Source organism: Microbacterium sp. NPDC080005, assembly GCF_040702445.1.
GTDB lineage: Bacteria > Actinomycetota > Actinomycetes > Actinomycetales > Microbacteriaceae > Microbacterium > Microbacterium oleivorans_D.
Map to the genome: position 1 here is coordinate 54,632 of NZ_JBFBLD010000002.1, position 13,206 is coordinate 67,837.

A 13,206-nucleotide genomic window follows, 5' to 3' on the forward strand; every position below is an offset into this window, starting at 1 on the left:
CAGGCACCTGACAGACTGGACCCGTGACCCAGGAGCTGCCTTTCGAGAACCCGTACCGGCACGGGTACGCCCGCGTCGCCGCGTGCACGGTGCCGGTGGCCATCGCCGATCCCGCCGCCAACGCCGAGTCGATCCTGGCGAGCGCGCACGCCTGTCACGACGACGGTGTCGCCGTCGCGGTCTTCCCCGAGCTGGGGCTGACCGGGTACGCGATCGAAGACCTCGTGATGCAGGACGTCGTCCTGGATGCCGTCCTCGTCGCGATCGACCGCCTGGTCGCGGCATCCGCCGACCTCACCCCTCTGCTGATCGTCGGCGCTCCCCTGCGGATCGAGAACCGGCTCTACAACTGCGCCGTCGTCATCCACCGCGGCAGCGTCCTCGGCGTCGCGCCGAAGTCCCACCTCCCCACGTACCGCGAATTCTACGAGTCGCGCTGGTACGCCCGCGGCGACGACGCGCCGAGCCACATGGCCCTCGCCGGCGCGGAGGTGCCGGTGGGTACCGACCTGCTGTTCGAGGCGACGGACGTGCCGGGACTCGTCGTGCACGCCGAGATCTGCGAGGACTTCTGGGTGCCCGTGCCGCCGTCCTCGCACGCCGCGCTCGCGGGCGCGACGGTGCTCGCGAATCTGTCGGGGAGCCCCATCACCATCGCCCGCGCCGAGGACCGCCGCATCCTCGCGCAGTCGCAGTCCTTCCGGTGTCTCGCTGCCTACGTCTACGCCGCCGCAGGACAGGGTGAGTCGACCAACGACGTCTCGTGGGACGGGCAGACGATCATCTACGAGAACGGCACCCTCCTCGCCGAGACCGAGCGCTTTCCCGACGGTCCGCGCCGGGCGGTCGCCGACGTCGATCTCGACCGGCTGCGCCAGGACCGGCTGCGCCAGGGCACCTTCGAGGACAACGCGCGCAGCGTCGGGGTGCCCGTGCGCCGCATCCCGTTCACCGTCGCCGCGGCGGCATCCGTCCGCGGACTCCGACGACCGCTCGACCGGTTCCCGTTCGTCCCCGACGACCCGGCCCGTCTCGACCTCGACTGCTACGAGGCGTTCAACATCCAGGTCTCCGGTCTCGAGCAGCGCCTGCGCGCGATCGGACAGCCGAAGCCGGTCATCGGCGTCTCGGGCGGCCTCGACTCGACGCACGCTCTGCTGGTCGTCGCCCGCGCGATGGACCGGATGGGCAGGCCCCGCAGCGACATCCTCGCGTTCACGATGCCGGGCTTCGCCACCGGCGACCACACGAAGTCGAACGCGATCGCCCTCGCCGAGGCGATCGGAGCGACGATCGAGACGATCGACATCCGGCCGATGGCCACCGAGCTGCTGACGGGACTCGGACACCCGTTCGCCGAGGGCGAGCCGGTGTACGACGTCACGTTCGAGAACGTCCAGGCGGGCGCACGCACCGACTTCCTCTTCCGCCTCGCGAACCAGCGCGGCGGCATCGTCATCGGCACCTCCGACCTGTCCGAACTCGCCCTCGGCTGGGCGACTTACGGCGTCGGCGACCACATGGCGCACTACGGCGTCAACGCGGGCGTCCCCAAGACCCTCATCCAGCACCTCATCCGGTGGGTGATCGCGCACAGCGACGAGTCGGGGACGACCCTCACCGACCGCGCGAAAGAGGTGCTCCGGGCAGTGCTCGACACCGAGATCAGCCCCGAGCTGGTGCCGGCGGGCGCGGACGGCAAGGTGCAGTCGACCGAGAGCACGATCGGCCCGTACGCGCTGCACGACTTCACGCTCTTCCACGTGCTGCGCTACGGCTTCCGCCCGTCGAAGATCGTGTTCCTGGCCGAGCAGGCATGGGCGGACGCGGATGCCGGGGCGTGGCCCCCCGGCTTCCCGGAGGACGAGCGGTACGCCTTCGACCGCGAGACGATCGTGCGGTGGCTGCGGGTGTTCCTGCAGCGCTACTTCGGATTCGCGCAGTTCAAGCGCAGCGCCGTGCCCAACGCCCCGAAGGTCTCGCCCGCGGGCTCGCTCTCGCCCCGGGGCGACTGGCGCGCACCCTCCGACGGCAATGCCGCGGCCTGGCTCGCCGATCTCGACGCCGCCTTCCCCCGCCCGTCGCACTGACGTGCGGGTGCGATGATGGATCGGTGAAGCTCCTCGTCGCCGCCCTCGACTCCGAACTGGTCGCCTTCCCGGAGGAGCTTCCCGGCTTCGACCGTCTCGTGACGGGTCCCGGCAAGCTGCAGGCGACGTACGCACTCACCCGCGCGCTCGACCGCGGGGAGTACGAGGAGATCGTGGTGGTCGGCACCGCAGGCTCGGTCGATCCCGAGGCGACCGGCGTCCACGACGTGACCACCGCGCTGCAGCACGACGTCTCGGACGTCGACGGCATCGCCGGTCAGCACGTGTCGCTGCCGGCGACCGTGTCGATCGCCGGACGCGACGGCACGATCATCGCGACCGGCGACCACTTCGTGGACGACGCCGGAACCGTGGAGGCCATCCGCGCACTCGGCGGCACCCTCGTGGACATGGAGGCGTACGCCTACATCTGGGTGGCGCAGCAGTTCGGCGTGCCCATCCGTGTGCTGAAGGCCGTCTCCGACAGCGCGCAGGACGACGCGATCACCGATTGGCGCGACGCGGTCGCCGCCTGCAGCGTGCAGCTGCGCGGACGGATCACCGAGCTCTACGGCGTCTGAGCGCGACCCGTGGGCGCCGTGGGACTCAGGCGTCGCGACGGGCGAAGAGCGACCGGAGGACGAAGAACACGATCAGCGCGACGATTGCGACGACGACCAGCTTCGCAGCGAAGAAGACGAGCTTCAGCACGACATCCACGACGATCCACGCGATGACGATCGCGATGATGACACCCAGGATCGTCCAGATCATGCCCTTCTTCATGCGTCCAGCCTAGGGCCCGCGGCGGCCGCGGGGATCCGGGGTCAGTTCGACGGCGCGGATGCCGCGCTCGCGGGCGTCGCCGGCGTCGCGGGCGTCACCGGCGACGGGGGCGTGAGCGGCGACGGCGGCGTGGCCTGCGTCACCGGGGTCGGCGTCGTGACCGGGGTCGTCGCGGAGGGCGGGGTGACGGGGCTCGGCGTCGGGGTCACGGCCGTGACGACCTTCGCCGTGTCGTTCGTCACGTCCACCGTCACCGGGGTGGAGCCGTCGAGGGTCGGCGTCGACGTGCCGGTCAGCTGGCCGCCCGGAAGGGTCGTCCCCTCCGGGTCACGCAGGTCCATGGCGGCGGCGGCGGCGGTCGCACCGCCGGCGATGAGGCCCAGACCGACGATGCCGGTCACTCCGTACGCGATCCACTTCTTGGTCTTCATGATCCTGTCTCCTGGTCGAAGGGGCGGGTGCTCGCCCGATGGCATCAGCCTGACCGACGGGGCTAAGCCGACTCGAAGGCGTTCATGAGAGGGCCCTTATGTTCGCCGCGCCCGTCGCACAGGGCGGCCGCCACCCGCAGCAGCCCGCGGGCTCGTGCCCGGTCGCCGGCATCGACCGCGGCCAGCGCGTGGCCGATGAGGTGCGCCGCCGAGAGGGGGGCGCTGTCGGGGACATCCCGCCAGCGTGCCGCGGCGGCATCCGCCACCTCCCACAGCGCGGGGGATGCATCCGCCCCCGACAGCGTCGCACTCGCGATCGTGTGGCCCAGGAAGGCCGCCACGTCGTCCGCGGGGTGCCCGACACCCGCGGTGTCGACGTCGATCAGACCGGTCACCTGTCCGCCGGCGTCGACGAAGATCTGACCGAGGTGCAGGTCGCCGTGCACACCCACGGATGCCGAGGTGGTGGGGGCGCCGTCGCGGGGGATCTCGTCGAGCAGGACGTCGATGCCGGTGTCGATGCCGCGCAGGCGGGATTCGTACCAGCCCCGTCTCGTCGCGATCGACGTCCGCGCGCTGCCCTTGAGCGGCGCGGCGGCGATCCGCGCGCGCAGCTCGTCCACCCGGTCCAGGAGCAGCTCGGGGGCGAGCGCGCCGGTCGCGGCCGCGTCGATGGCCGGAGTCCCGGAGGCGTGCGCCGTCACGAGGATGCCGTCGGGCGCCCACCCTGTCACCCCGGGCACCGGAAGGCCGGCCGAACGGAACGCGGTGTGCAGCTCCACGATGCGCTCGACGCGCCGCGGGCGGACGACCTTGACCCAGACCGGCTCGCCGTCGCCCGCCGCACGCACGACGGCACGGCGGCCCGGCCGGTAGGCGACCAGGACCGGGGTGCCGCCGCTGTGAACGCCGAGCCGCGCCAGGAGGATCGACAACGCCTCGCCGAACGCGACGGGAGCGAGCGCGGGGAGGTGCGGGTCGGCCGGGTGCATCCAGATGCGCGCGACCCCTTCCAGCGCGAGACCGGTCTCCTCCCGGACGGGCAGGAGGGACGTGTCCACGTAGGCGTACGCCTCGGCCTCACCCGGCAGCCGGAAGCCGGCGACGGTCCCCTCGCCGAGCGGCTCCCGGCCGATCGGGGCCAGCTGCGACTCCTCGAGGTCGAGGGCGTCCGCGAGCAGGGCGGCCTCGGGTGTCACGGTGGGCGCTGGCATGTGTCGATCCCACCACGATCAGCACGGCGGAGGGCGTGAGACCTTTCTTAGGGTGACGTCGCGGCGGCGCGACGTCGCGATACTGGAGGGCATGGATGCCGCCCCCCGCCGCCGCTTGCTGGTGTCGGTGCGCACACGCATCGTCGTGGCGATCACTCTCGTCGCCGCGATCGGGCTCGCCTCGGTGGGCCTGACCGTCTACGTCGTCGAACGCACGACGAACCTGCAGAGCATCGAGGACCGCCTCAGCGACAACCTCGAATCGGCTCGCTACATCGTCGCGGCGGGCAACAACGACACCGGGGGGTGGACGAGTGCCGAGGAGGCGCTGCGGCAGGTCGTCCAGCGCATGAGCCCCGACGACAACACAGGGGCCGTCGGGATCATGGCAGGCAACGCCCGCTTCACCCCCGGCATCCGGTTGGACGTCGACCCGAGCAGGGACAGCGACTTCGTCTCCGCCGCTGCCGAGGCGGGGGCAGGCGGCGCCCCCGTCGTCCGCACGTACAGCGGGAACGGGGTCACGTGGCGCTACCTCGCGGTCCCGATCGCCATCGAGGGCGACACGACACCCGGGGACGTCGTGTTCGCCCTCGTGTACGACGTGGAGGCCGAGCTCGCCGAGATGGACGGACCGGCGCGGGCCTACCTCCTCGCGAGTGCCATCGCGTTGATGATCATCACCGCCGTCGCCTTCATCGTGTCGACGCGACTGCTGCGCCCGCTGCGGCGGATGCGCGAGACGGCGGAACGGGTCTCGGGCCAGTCGCTGTCCGAGCGGCTCCCCGTCGAGGGCGAGGACGATGTCTCCGAACTCGCCGCGACGATGAACGCCATGCTCGACCGGCTCGACGAGGCCCTCGACTCGCAGCGACGCCTGCTGAGCGACGTCGGGCACGAGCTGAAGACCCCCATCACGATCGTCCGCGGGCACCTCGAGGTGATGGACCCGCGCGATGTCGCCGATGTGGAGAGCTCCAGGGACCTGGCCGTCGACGAGCTCGACCGGATGCACAACCTCGTGCACGACCTCGGTGCCGCCGCCGCTCTGCACGGTCCGCGGCCGGTGACCCTCTCCCCCGTCGACACGGCGGACCTGCTGACGCAGGTCGTCCGCAAGGCCGGCGCTCTCGCCGATGCGTCCGTGACGGCGGGACCGGCGGTCGACGTCGTCATCGCGGCCGATGCTGAGCGGCTCACTCAGGCGCTCCTGCAGCTCGCGCAGAACGCCGTCACACACGGGGGCGGCGACATCGTCCTGAGCAGCAGGCTGACGGAAGACGCGGTGGAGTTCCGCGTGCGCGACCACGGTCCCGGTGTCCCCGACGACCAGAAGCCGTTCGTGTTCGACCGGTTCCACCGGGGAACGGATGACGGTCGCGGAAGCGGGCTGGGTCTCAACATCGTCCAGGTCATCGCGAAGGCGCACGGCGGTTCCGCGCGGGTGGCGGATGCCGAGGGCGGCGGCGCGGTCTTCATCCTGTCCATCCCGCACGAGGGTGCGGTGGCCGACGACGATAGGCTGCCGGATCGACCGCCGACACCCGTCACCATCTCCGAGGAGCGCTGAGCGTGGCATCCATCCTGATCGCCGAGGACGAGGCGCGCATCGCCGGTTTCGTGGAGAAGGGGCTGCGGGCTGCGGGGTACGCGACGCAGATCGCGGCGACCGGCCCTGACGCCCTCCACCTGGCGCAGACCGACGAATTCGACCTGCTGGTACTGGACGTGAACCTGCCGGGCATGGACGGTTTCCAGGTTCTGGAGCAGCTGCGCGGCAGCGGGTCGCGGATGCCGATCATCATGCTGACGGCCCGTGTCGAGCTTCAGGACACGGTGGCCGGCCTCGAGGGCGGTGCGGACGACTACCTCGGCAAGCCGTTCCGGTTCGACGAACTGCTCGCACGGATCCGGCTGCGGATGCGCAAGGACGACGACAGCAGCGGCGCCCCCGCCCTCTCGCACCGCGACCTGACCCTCGACATCCGGACGCGCGAGGCCCGGGTGGCGGGAACCCGCGTCGAGCTCTCGGCGCGCGAGTTCGCCCTCGCGGAGGAGTTCGTCCGCAACGCGGGCCACGTGCTCAGCCGCGAGCAACTGCTGAGCCGCGTGTGGGGGTATGACTTCGATCCGGGCTCGAACGTCGCCGACGTGTACGTCGGGTACCTCCGGCAGAAGCTCGGGTCGGATCGCATCGAGACGGTCCGCGGCGTCGGCTACCGGATGGTGTGACCCGCGGGGCTCAGCGCCTCCTGCCGCACGACGCTCGGTCCCTCCGGTGTCGCCTCGACGACGAGCTGAGCCGGGATCTGGTCCTTCATCGCCTCGACGTGACTGATGACCCCGACGACCCGCCCGCCGGCGCGCAGCTCGTCCAGGGTGCGCATGGCGAGTTCGAGCGTCTCGGGATCGAGCGAGCCGAAGCCCTCGTCGATGAACAGCGTGTCGAGCCGGATGCCACCAACCCGGGACGTGACCACCTCGGCGAGGCCGAGGGCGAGCGCCAATGAGGCGAGGAACGTCTCGCCGCCCGAGAGGGACTGCGGCGACCGGAGCCGCCCGGTGTGCGCATCGAGGACCTCGATGGACAGACCGGATGCCGCGCCGCGAGCCTGCCGCGCATCGGAATGACGAAGCGTGTACCGGCCCGACGACATCTCCGACAGCCGGAGGTTGGCGGCGGCGACGATCTCCTCGAGCTCGGCGGCGAGGACGAAGGTCTCGAGATCCATCTTCATCGTGTTCGGCGCTCGGCCGGCGACCGTGTCGGCGAGACGGGTGACGGCAGCGGCATCCTCCGCCTGCGTCGCCACGGCCTCAGCCGCCGTCTCGATGCGGGCGAGGAGGTCGCGGAGTCCGGCAGCGGCGCTCGCCGCGTCGGCCTCGGCTGCGATGGCCGCGGTGCGTGCGTCGTCGGCGGCCGTCGCCGCATCCGCCGCTGCGGCGACGGCATCGGGGTCGAGGGTCTCGTCGACGGAGGCGAGCTCGAGCTCGAGGGTGCGCGCCTGCGCGGCCGCCAGGCCGGCGGCATGCGCCTCGATCCGCTCGGCGAGCCGGGTCGCCTCGTCCGCCGGCAGGAGCGCGTCGAGCACGTCCGCGGGAGCGTCGAACACCGAGGCTTCGAGGCGCTCGTCACGGTCGCGCTGCGCCAGGTGGGCGGCCTCGCGTCGTGTGCGCTCGGTGCGCCGGAGGTCGAGCAGGCGCGTCGCGAGGAGCCGGTGCTCCTCGTCCGCGGCGATCCGCGCGGCGACGCTCTCATGCTCACCGCGGGCGGCCGCCACCGCCCGTTGAGCGGTGTCGAGCACCGTCTCGGCGGCGGCGATCTCCTCGCGCAGCGCGCCGGCACGCCGGCGAAGCTGCGTCGCCTCGCCGAGAGCGGCGGCCTCGAGCGCGTCGATGTCCTCGACGGCCCTCGTGAGTCCGTCGAGCCGGTCGCGCGCGGCGCGGGCCGCAGCGAGCTCCGCGTCGAGGCCCTCGAGCGCCGTCACGAGGTCGTCGACGTCCCGGCCACCTGACGATGCGGTCGCGGCGGCGACGGCCTCGCGGGCGGCTGCGGCCGCCTTCGCCGCATCCCGCTCCGCGGCGGCGGCGGTGTCTCGGGCGCGTTCGGCGGCGGCGAGATCGTCGTCGGTGACGTGCGCGGTGTCGTGCGTCGCGGGACGGGGGTGCGCCGTCGCACCGCAGACGGCGCACGGCTCGCCGTCGACGAGGGATGCCGCGAGCTCCCCCGCGTAGCCGCGAAGGCGCCGCCGGAGGAGCTCACCCACGTGCGCCGAGGCCGAGGCGGAGCGGGCGTTCGCCTCCGCGTAGGCGGCCTCGGCTGCCGCTGCGGCCGGGGTCAGTCGCTCGAGGGAACGCGCCGCATCCAGGCGGGGCGCCAGATCCCCCCGCGCGGTGGAGAGGTCGTCATGCCGATCCGCGACCGCGCGGGTCTGCGCCAGGTCGGCCGCCGCCTGGCGGCGCCGCTCGGGCACGGCAGCCAGGGCGGCATCGAGATCCCGGAGGGCGTCCTCGACCTTCTCGAGCTCTTCCCGGCGCAGGCGCTGGGCGTCGGTCAGTGTCGCGGCTGAGCGCTCCGCCTCGGCGGCGTCCTGAGCGCGCGCGATGCGGCCCGTGAGGTCCTCGATCACGGCGTCCAGGTCGTCCGCGGCGGACCCGCCGGCGGCGACCCACTCGTCCTCCGCCGTCTGACGCGTCTGCTGCGCGACCGTCCACTCACCGGCGGCGCGGGCCGCGGTCTCGACGGGAGCGCGCAGCGCCTCAGCGGCGCGAGCGCGTCCGACCTGCGCGCGGAGGACGTCGATCTCCGGAGCCTGCGCCTCTCGGGCAGCGAGGTCGCCGCGCGCCGTCTGCAGGTCGGCGAGGCGCTGGCCGACCTCCAGGAGACGCCGATGCTCGGACACGGCGACCTCGGCGCGGGTCGTCGCGAGCGCGCGCTCGTTGCCGCGAGCCTCCACCCGATACTGGGCGCGCGCGACGGCGCGCTCGACGGCGGCCTTCCTCCCGAGAAGGTCCGCGTCGACCGGGGCGTCGCCGCCGTCGGCCGGGTGGAGCGCGTGCGCGGTGATCTCGCGCTCCGCGACGTCGAGCAGCGTGCGCACGCGCGCGCCGCTGTCGTCGAGTCGCTTCTGCGCCTCACGCCGACGGTCCTCGAGCGCATCCTTGTACCCCTCGAAGCGGCGCGTGCCGAACAGCGTCCGCAGCAGCTGCTGCCGCTCCGCGTTCCCGGCCAGGAGGAATCGGGAGAACTTGTTCTGCGCGAGCAGGATCACCTGCTGGAACTGCTGCGCGCTGAGGCCGAGGACCTCATCGAGAGCGATCCCGACCTCACGCTGCTTGGCGGCCCGCCCGATCCAGGCTTCGTCGACCCACTCCTCGAGTTCCGCCCGCGCGGGCTCGAGGGTGAGTCCGCCCCCGCGTTTCGCCGGACGCTCGTACTCCGGCGCACGGGTCACCCGCCAGCGCGTGCCGCCGACCGTGAACTCCAGGCGCACCTGGGTCGGGTCGGTCAGGAAGCTGTGGTCGCTGCGCAGCCGACGGTCGCCCCCCTCATAGCGCGGAACCGACCCGTAGAGCGCGAAGCTCACCCCGTCGAGGATGCTGGACTTCCCGGCGCCCGTGCGCCCTGAGATGAGGAACAGACCGTCGTCGTCGAACGCGTCGAAGTCGACCGTCTGGCGCTCGCGGAACGGGCCGAATCCGGTGACTTCGAGGCGGTGCAGCTTCACGCGAGCGCCTCCTGGCGCACCCGCTCGTCGAGCACGTCGTCGAGGACCTCCGCCTCGCGCTCGGACGGCCCCTGCCCCTCTCGCACGTGCGCGAGGAAGGCTTCGACGAGCTCGCGGTCGGTACGCGCCGCCCGCACCCGCTCGACGTAGCTGCGCCGGTCCCCCGACCGCACGACGGCGGGCGCGTGCACGACCTTCGCGCAGAACGGGAACCGCTGCTGCAGGCGGCGCAGCGGGTCGGCCTCGGGCAGGTCGTCGGTGTACTCGACGCACACCCAGGCCTCCGCGGCGGTCTCGTACTGCTCGTCCTCGAGGATCTCGGCGAACGAGCCGCGCAGCGTCACGAGTCGCCGTGGCACCGGGAGCTCGAGCCATTCCACGGATGTCAGGCCCTCGGCGTCCAGGTCGATCAGCCACGACCCGCGCGGCTTGTCACCCTCGCCGAAGTTGTAGTGCAGCGGCGCACCGGCATACCGGACGTTCTCGGCCAGCCGCTGGCGCCCGTGGATGTGCCCGAGGGCCATGTAGTCGACACCGTCGAAGGTCGACAGCGGGACGACGTCGAGGCCGCCCTGCTGGATGTCGCGCTCGAGGTGGGGGGTGGGCTCGACACCCGCGGCGAAGCAGTGCGCGATCGCGACCGACCGCCCGCGCCGCTCGGCGAGGTCCGCGCGGACGAGGTCCATGGCACGACCGAGCACCGCGGCCTGGGTGCGGACGCCCTCCCACCGGTGACGCAGAAGGGCGGGCTCGAGGTACGGGATGCCGTAGAAGTGGACCGGACCATGGTCGTCGTCGATCGTGAGCGGGGTGCCGACGGCATCCGGATCGGTCAGGACGTGGATGCCGTCGCGCAGCAGCCCCGCCTGGAAACCCAACCGGGCCGCGGAGTCGTGATTGCCGCTCGTCACGACGACCCGCGCGCCCGCGTCGGCGATGCCGCGGAGCGCGTCGGAGAGCAGCGTGTAGCACGCGGCGGCGGGGGTCGCGGAGTCGAAGACGTCGCCCGCGACGATCACGACGTCGACGCCGTGTGCGCGCACCTGCGCGGTCAGCTCGTCGAGCACGCCGCGGAGCGCGTCGAGCGTGGAGTGACCGTGGAAGGTCCGCCCGATGTGCCAGTCGGAGGTGTGCAGGATGCGCATGCTGACACGGTAGATCGGACCCCCGACATCGCCGCCGAGGCGTGCCGGGGCCGCGTCAGTCCGCGGCGGGAACGACGGTACCGCGGCGGCGCAGGCCGATGAGGTCGATCACCGAGACGAGGGTCGCGATGGCGAGGAAGACCCCGACCGCGGCCATCCCGTAGGCGTAGGCGTCGTGGTAGACCGCGAGCGAGTCGAGCCCGGCATCCTTCTCGCGGTAGATAGACGCGTAGAACAGCGACAGTCCGATCGCGGTTCCGACCGCTGTCCCCACGCGCTGCCCGAGCTGGCCGACGGAGCCCGCGAGGCCGCCCTCGCGCACGGCGATCTCGGAGAGGGTCAGCGTCTGGTTGGGTGAGACGACGAGGCCACCTCCCGCGCCGGCGACCAGCAGTGCCGCGGCCATCCCGTAGGCGACCGTCTCGCGGGGCATCGTGAAGGCGACAATCGTGAGCGCGACCACGCTGACCAGCACGGTCACGAGGCCGATCGTCACGAGCTGGCGACCGAGGCGGTTGACGAGGAGTCCGCCGTAGTACGAGCTCGCCGCACTCGCGACGGCGAACCCGATGGAGACCATGCCCGCGAACACCGGCTCGAGCCCGACGCCCAGCTGCAGGAAGAGGGTGCCGAGCAGGAACATCGGCGGGATCGCGGTGAAGTAGGCCACGACGACCAGCGTTCCGTTGCGGAAGGAGCGGATGCGGAACATCCGGAACGGGATGAGCGGCTGACGACCGGATGCCGCGTACCGCCGCTCCCACCAGAAGAAGAGCGCCGCGAAGAGGACGAAGGCGGTCAGCAGCCACCAGCGGTTCGGGTCGTCGTCCGGCGAGCCCGTCGTGAACAGGAACGGCCACATCAGCGAGACGATCATTAGGCCGAAGAGAACGATGCCGACCGGGTCGAGCTGCAGGGGGCGGCCGCTGGCCTGACGGGTTTGCGGCAGGATCCAGATCACGCCGGCGAGCACGAGGAGGCACAGCGGCACGTTGAACCAGAAGATGCCGCGCCAGCCGTCGGTCGGACCGCCGAGCGCGATCATCAGACCGCCGAGAGTCGGGCCGAACGCGGTGGCGATGCCGATCGTCGCGCCGAAAAGACCGAATGCGCGGCCGCGCTCCTTGCCCGTGAACAGCTGCTGGATCGTGCCCATGACCTGCGGCATCTGGATGCCGGCGGCGATGCCCTGGACGAGTCGGGCCGCCATCAGCACCTCGATGGTGGGCGCGAGGGCACACACCGCGCTCATGACGGTGAACAGGCTCAGCCCGACGATGAACAGCACCTTGCGGGAGCGCTGGTCGCCGAGCCGGCCGAAGGGCACGAGCGCGAGGCCGAAGGTGAGGATGTAACCCGACACGACGAGCTGCAGCTGGGTCGAGGTCGCGTCGAGGGACGCCTCGATCGCCGGGAGACCGACATTGACCTTGCTGAGGTCGAGGATCGTGAACGCCGCCACCGAGACGCACACCCAGAAGGCCCGCCAACGCTGCGAGGAGGACAGGGGGATGCTGGCGGTGGCAGGGGATGTCATGACCGTCCCACGCTACCGGCCCCGCGGCGACCCGAGGCGGACGGGCTCAGGATGCCGCGGCTCGCTCGGCCTTCTTGCGCTCCTGGAACTCGCGCAGGGCCTCGTACCGATCGGCCGATCGCGCGCGTCGCTTCTCGGCCTCCTCATCGCGGTCCTTCGGCGGCACGGCGGACACCAGATCGTCGAGCAGCTGACGCGTCGCCGCGGCGATCTGCTCGACGGCGAGGTCGAACGCCTCCTGATTGGCGCGCGACGGTCTCGTCATGCCGCTGATCTTGCGGACGTACTGCAGGGCGGCGTCGTGGCACTCGGCGTCCGTCGCGGCGGGCTCGAAGTTGTGGAGCGGCACGATGTTGCGGCACATGGCCGCCACGGTACGCCGCCTCGCAGGGCGCCGCCAGGGTCACTCGGCGCGAAGCTCCGCCTGCTCGTCGGTCAGCACGTCGGGATCGAGACCCTGCTGGATCTCGGCACTCTCGACGAACGGATCGGGAGCGGCGTCCGGCATCGGGGCGCCCTCGGCGCGACCGCGGTCGGCGGCATCCTGCTGCTCCTTCTCCTCATTCGTCACCGCACCCGAGGCGATGATCGAGGACTCGTCCTCCGACCAGCCGCCGGCGGGTGCGGCCTCGCTCGTCCGGTCGTTCTCGTCGTGATCCATGGCCGTCTCCTCGCGCCTCGTCGTCCGCCCATCGTTCACCGCGCCGCGCCGAGGGTCGACGGGCTTGACCGCACCGGGCCATCGCGACTACGAACGAGAGGCGAGGGGAAGAGA

At 72.1% G+C, this 13,206-nt stretch carries 12 protein-coding genes; 4 read left to right on the top strand and 8 right to left on the bottom strand.

Going from position 1 to position 13,206, the window contains the following annotated elements; all coding sequences use genetic code 11:
• Nucleotides 1-23: 23 nt before the first annotated feature.
• Nucleotides 24-2,090 (top strand): NAD(+) synthase, encoded by a 2,067-nt coding sequence (locus tag AB0259_RS07165; protein ID WP_366222629.1) that lies wholly within the window; start codon nucleotides 24-26, stop codon nucleotides 2,088-2,090.
• A 23-nt stretch (nucleotides 2,091-2,113) separates the two neighbouring features.
• A complete protein-coding gene (locus tag AB0259_RS07170; protein ID WP_251578534.1) occupies nucleotides 2,114-2,671 on the top strand; it encodes a nucleosidase in 558 nt (185 codons plus the stop codon).
• Nucleotides 2,672-2,696: 25 nt separating this feature from the next.
• Here the strand turns inward: AB0259_RS07170 and AB0259_RS07175 are convergent, their stop codons facing one another.
• The 3 genes from AB0259_RS07175 to AB0259_RS07185 form a co-directional block, all read right to left on the bottom strand.
• Nucleotides 2,697-2,876 (bottom strand): hypothetical protein, encoded by a 180-nt coding sequence (locus AB0259_RS07175; protein WP_251578533.1) that lies wholly within the window; start codon nucleotides 2,874-2,876, stop codon nucleotides 2,697-2,699.
• Nucleotides 2,877-2,917: 41 nt separating this feature from the next.
• Nucleotides 2,918-3,307 carry a hypothetical protein gene (locus tag AB0259_RS07180; RefSeq protein ID WP_366222627.1) on the bottom strand — a complete coding sequence of 130 codons (390 nt, stop codon included), beginning with the start codon at nucleotides 3,305-3,307 and terminating at the stop codon, nucleotides 2,918-2,920.
• A gap of 62 nt (nucleotides 3,308-3,369) precedes the next feature.
• On the bottom strand, nucleotides 3,370-4,521 hold the full coding sequence (locus tag AB0259_RS07185; RefSeq protein WP_366222626.1) for a phosphotransferase: 1,152 nt from the start codon (nucleotides 4,519-4,521) through the stop codon (nucleotides 3,370-3,372).
• Between the two features lie 91 nt (nucleotides 4,522-4,612).
• Here AB0259_RS07185 and AB0259_RS07190 point away from each other — a divergent pair, with 91 nt between their 5' ends.
• Both AB0259_RS07190 and AB0259_RS07195 read left to right on the top strand, forming a co-directional pair.
• Nucleotides 4,613-6,091, top strand: a complete 1,479-nt coding sequence (locus AB0259_RS07190; protein WP_251578527.1) for a HAMP domain-containing sensor histidine kinase — start codon at nucleotides 4,613-4,615, stop codon at nucleotides 6,089-6,091.
• A 2-nt stretch (nucleotides 6,092-6,093) separates the two neighbouring features.
• Nucleotides 6,094-6,753 carry a response regulator transcription factor gene (locus AB0259_RS07195; RefSeq protein ID WP_366222625.1) on the top strand — a complete coding sequence of 220 codons (660 nt, stop codon included), beginning with the start codon at nucleotides 6,094-6,096 and terminating at the stop codon, nucleotides 6,751-6,753.
• Here AB0259_RS07195 and AB0259_RS07200 read toward each other — a convergent pair.
• Genes AB0259_RS07200 through AB0259_RS07220 form a run of 5 tightly spaced genes read right to left on the bottom strand, consistent with a single transcriptional unit; the run spans nucleotide 6,738 to nucleotide 13,092 of the window.
• Nucleotides 6,738-9,749, bottom strand: a complete 3,012-nt coding sequence (locus AB0259_RS07200) for an SMC family ATPase (RefSeq protein WP_366222623.1) — start codon at nucleotides 9,747-9,749, stop codon at nucleotides 6,738-6,740. The two genes, AB0259_RS07195 and AB0259_RS07200, sit on opposite strands and share 16 nt — an antisense overlap.
• Complete coding sequence (locus AB0259_RS07205; RefSeq protein WP_366222621.1) at nucleotides 9,746-10,894, bottom strand: exonuclease SbcCD subunit D; 1,149 nt, start codon at nucleotides 10,892-10,894, stop codon at nucleotides 9,746-9,748. The genes AB0259_RS07200 and AB0259_RS07205 overlap by 4 nt, the downstream gene beginning before the upstream one ends.
• A gap of 55 nt (nucleotides 10,895-10,949) precedes the next feature.
• Nucleotides 10,950-12,431, bottom strand: coding sequence for an MFS transporter (locus tag AB0259_RS07210; RefSeq protein WP_251578518.1), 1,482 nt, complete (start codon nucleotides 12,429-12,431; stop codon nucleotides 10,950-10,952).
• A 46-nt stretch (nucleotides 12,432-12,477) separates the two neighbouring features.
• Nucleotides 12,478-12,795 (bottom strand): DUF2277 domain-containing protein, encoded by a 318-nt coding sequence (locus tag AB0259_RS07215; RefSeq protein ID WP_251578516.1) that lies wholly within the window; start codon nucleotides 12,793-12,795, stop codon nucleotides 12,478-12,480.
• A 39-nt stretch (nucleotides 12,796-12,834) separates the two neighbouring features.
• Complete coding sequence (locus AB0259_RS07220) at nucleotides 12,835-13,092, bottom strand: hypothetical protein (protein ID WP_366222615.1); 258 nt, start codon at nucleotides 13,090-13,092, stop codon at nucleotides 12,835-12,837.
• Between the last annotated feature and the right edge of the window lie 114 nt (nucleotides 13,093-13,206).

Bases quoted from the DNA above. Each gene is read 5' to 3' on its own strand.
- AB0259_RS07205 (WP_366222621.1), bottom strand. From the start codon at position 10,894: ATGCGCATCCTGCACACCTCCGACTGGCACATCGGGCGGACCTTCCAC.
- AB0259_RS07185 (WP_366222626.1), bottom strand. From the start codon at position 4,521: ATGCCAGCGCCCACCGTGACACCCGAGGCCGCCCTGCTCGCGGACGCC.
- AB0259_RS07215 (WP_251578516.1), bottom strand. From the start codon at position 12,795: ATGTGCCGCAACATCGTGCCGCTCCACAACTTCGAGCCCGCCGCGACG.
- AB0259_RS07210 (WP_251578518.1), bottom strand. From the start codon at position 12,431: ATGACATCCCCTGCCACCGCCAGCATCCCCCTGTCCTCCTCGCAGCGT.
- AB0259_RS07175 (WP_251578533.1), bottom strand. From the start codon at position 2,876: ATGAAGAAGGGCATGATCTGGACGATCCTGGGTGTCATCATCGCGATC.
- AB0259_RS07190 (WP_251578527.1), top strand. From the start codon at position 4,613: ATGGATGCCGCCCCCCGCCGCCGCTTGCTGGTGTCGGTGCGCACACGC.
- AB0259_RS07220 (WP_366222615.1), bottom strand. From the start codon at position 13,092: ATGGATCACGACGAGAACGACCGGACGAGCGAGGCCGCACCCGCCGGC.
- AB0259_RS07180 (WP_366222627.1), bottom strand. From the start codon at position 3,307: ATGAAGACCAAGAAGTGGATCGCGTACGGAGTGACCGGCATCGTCGGT.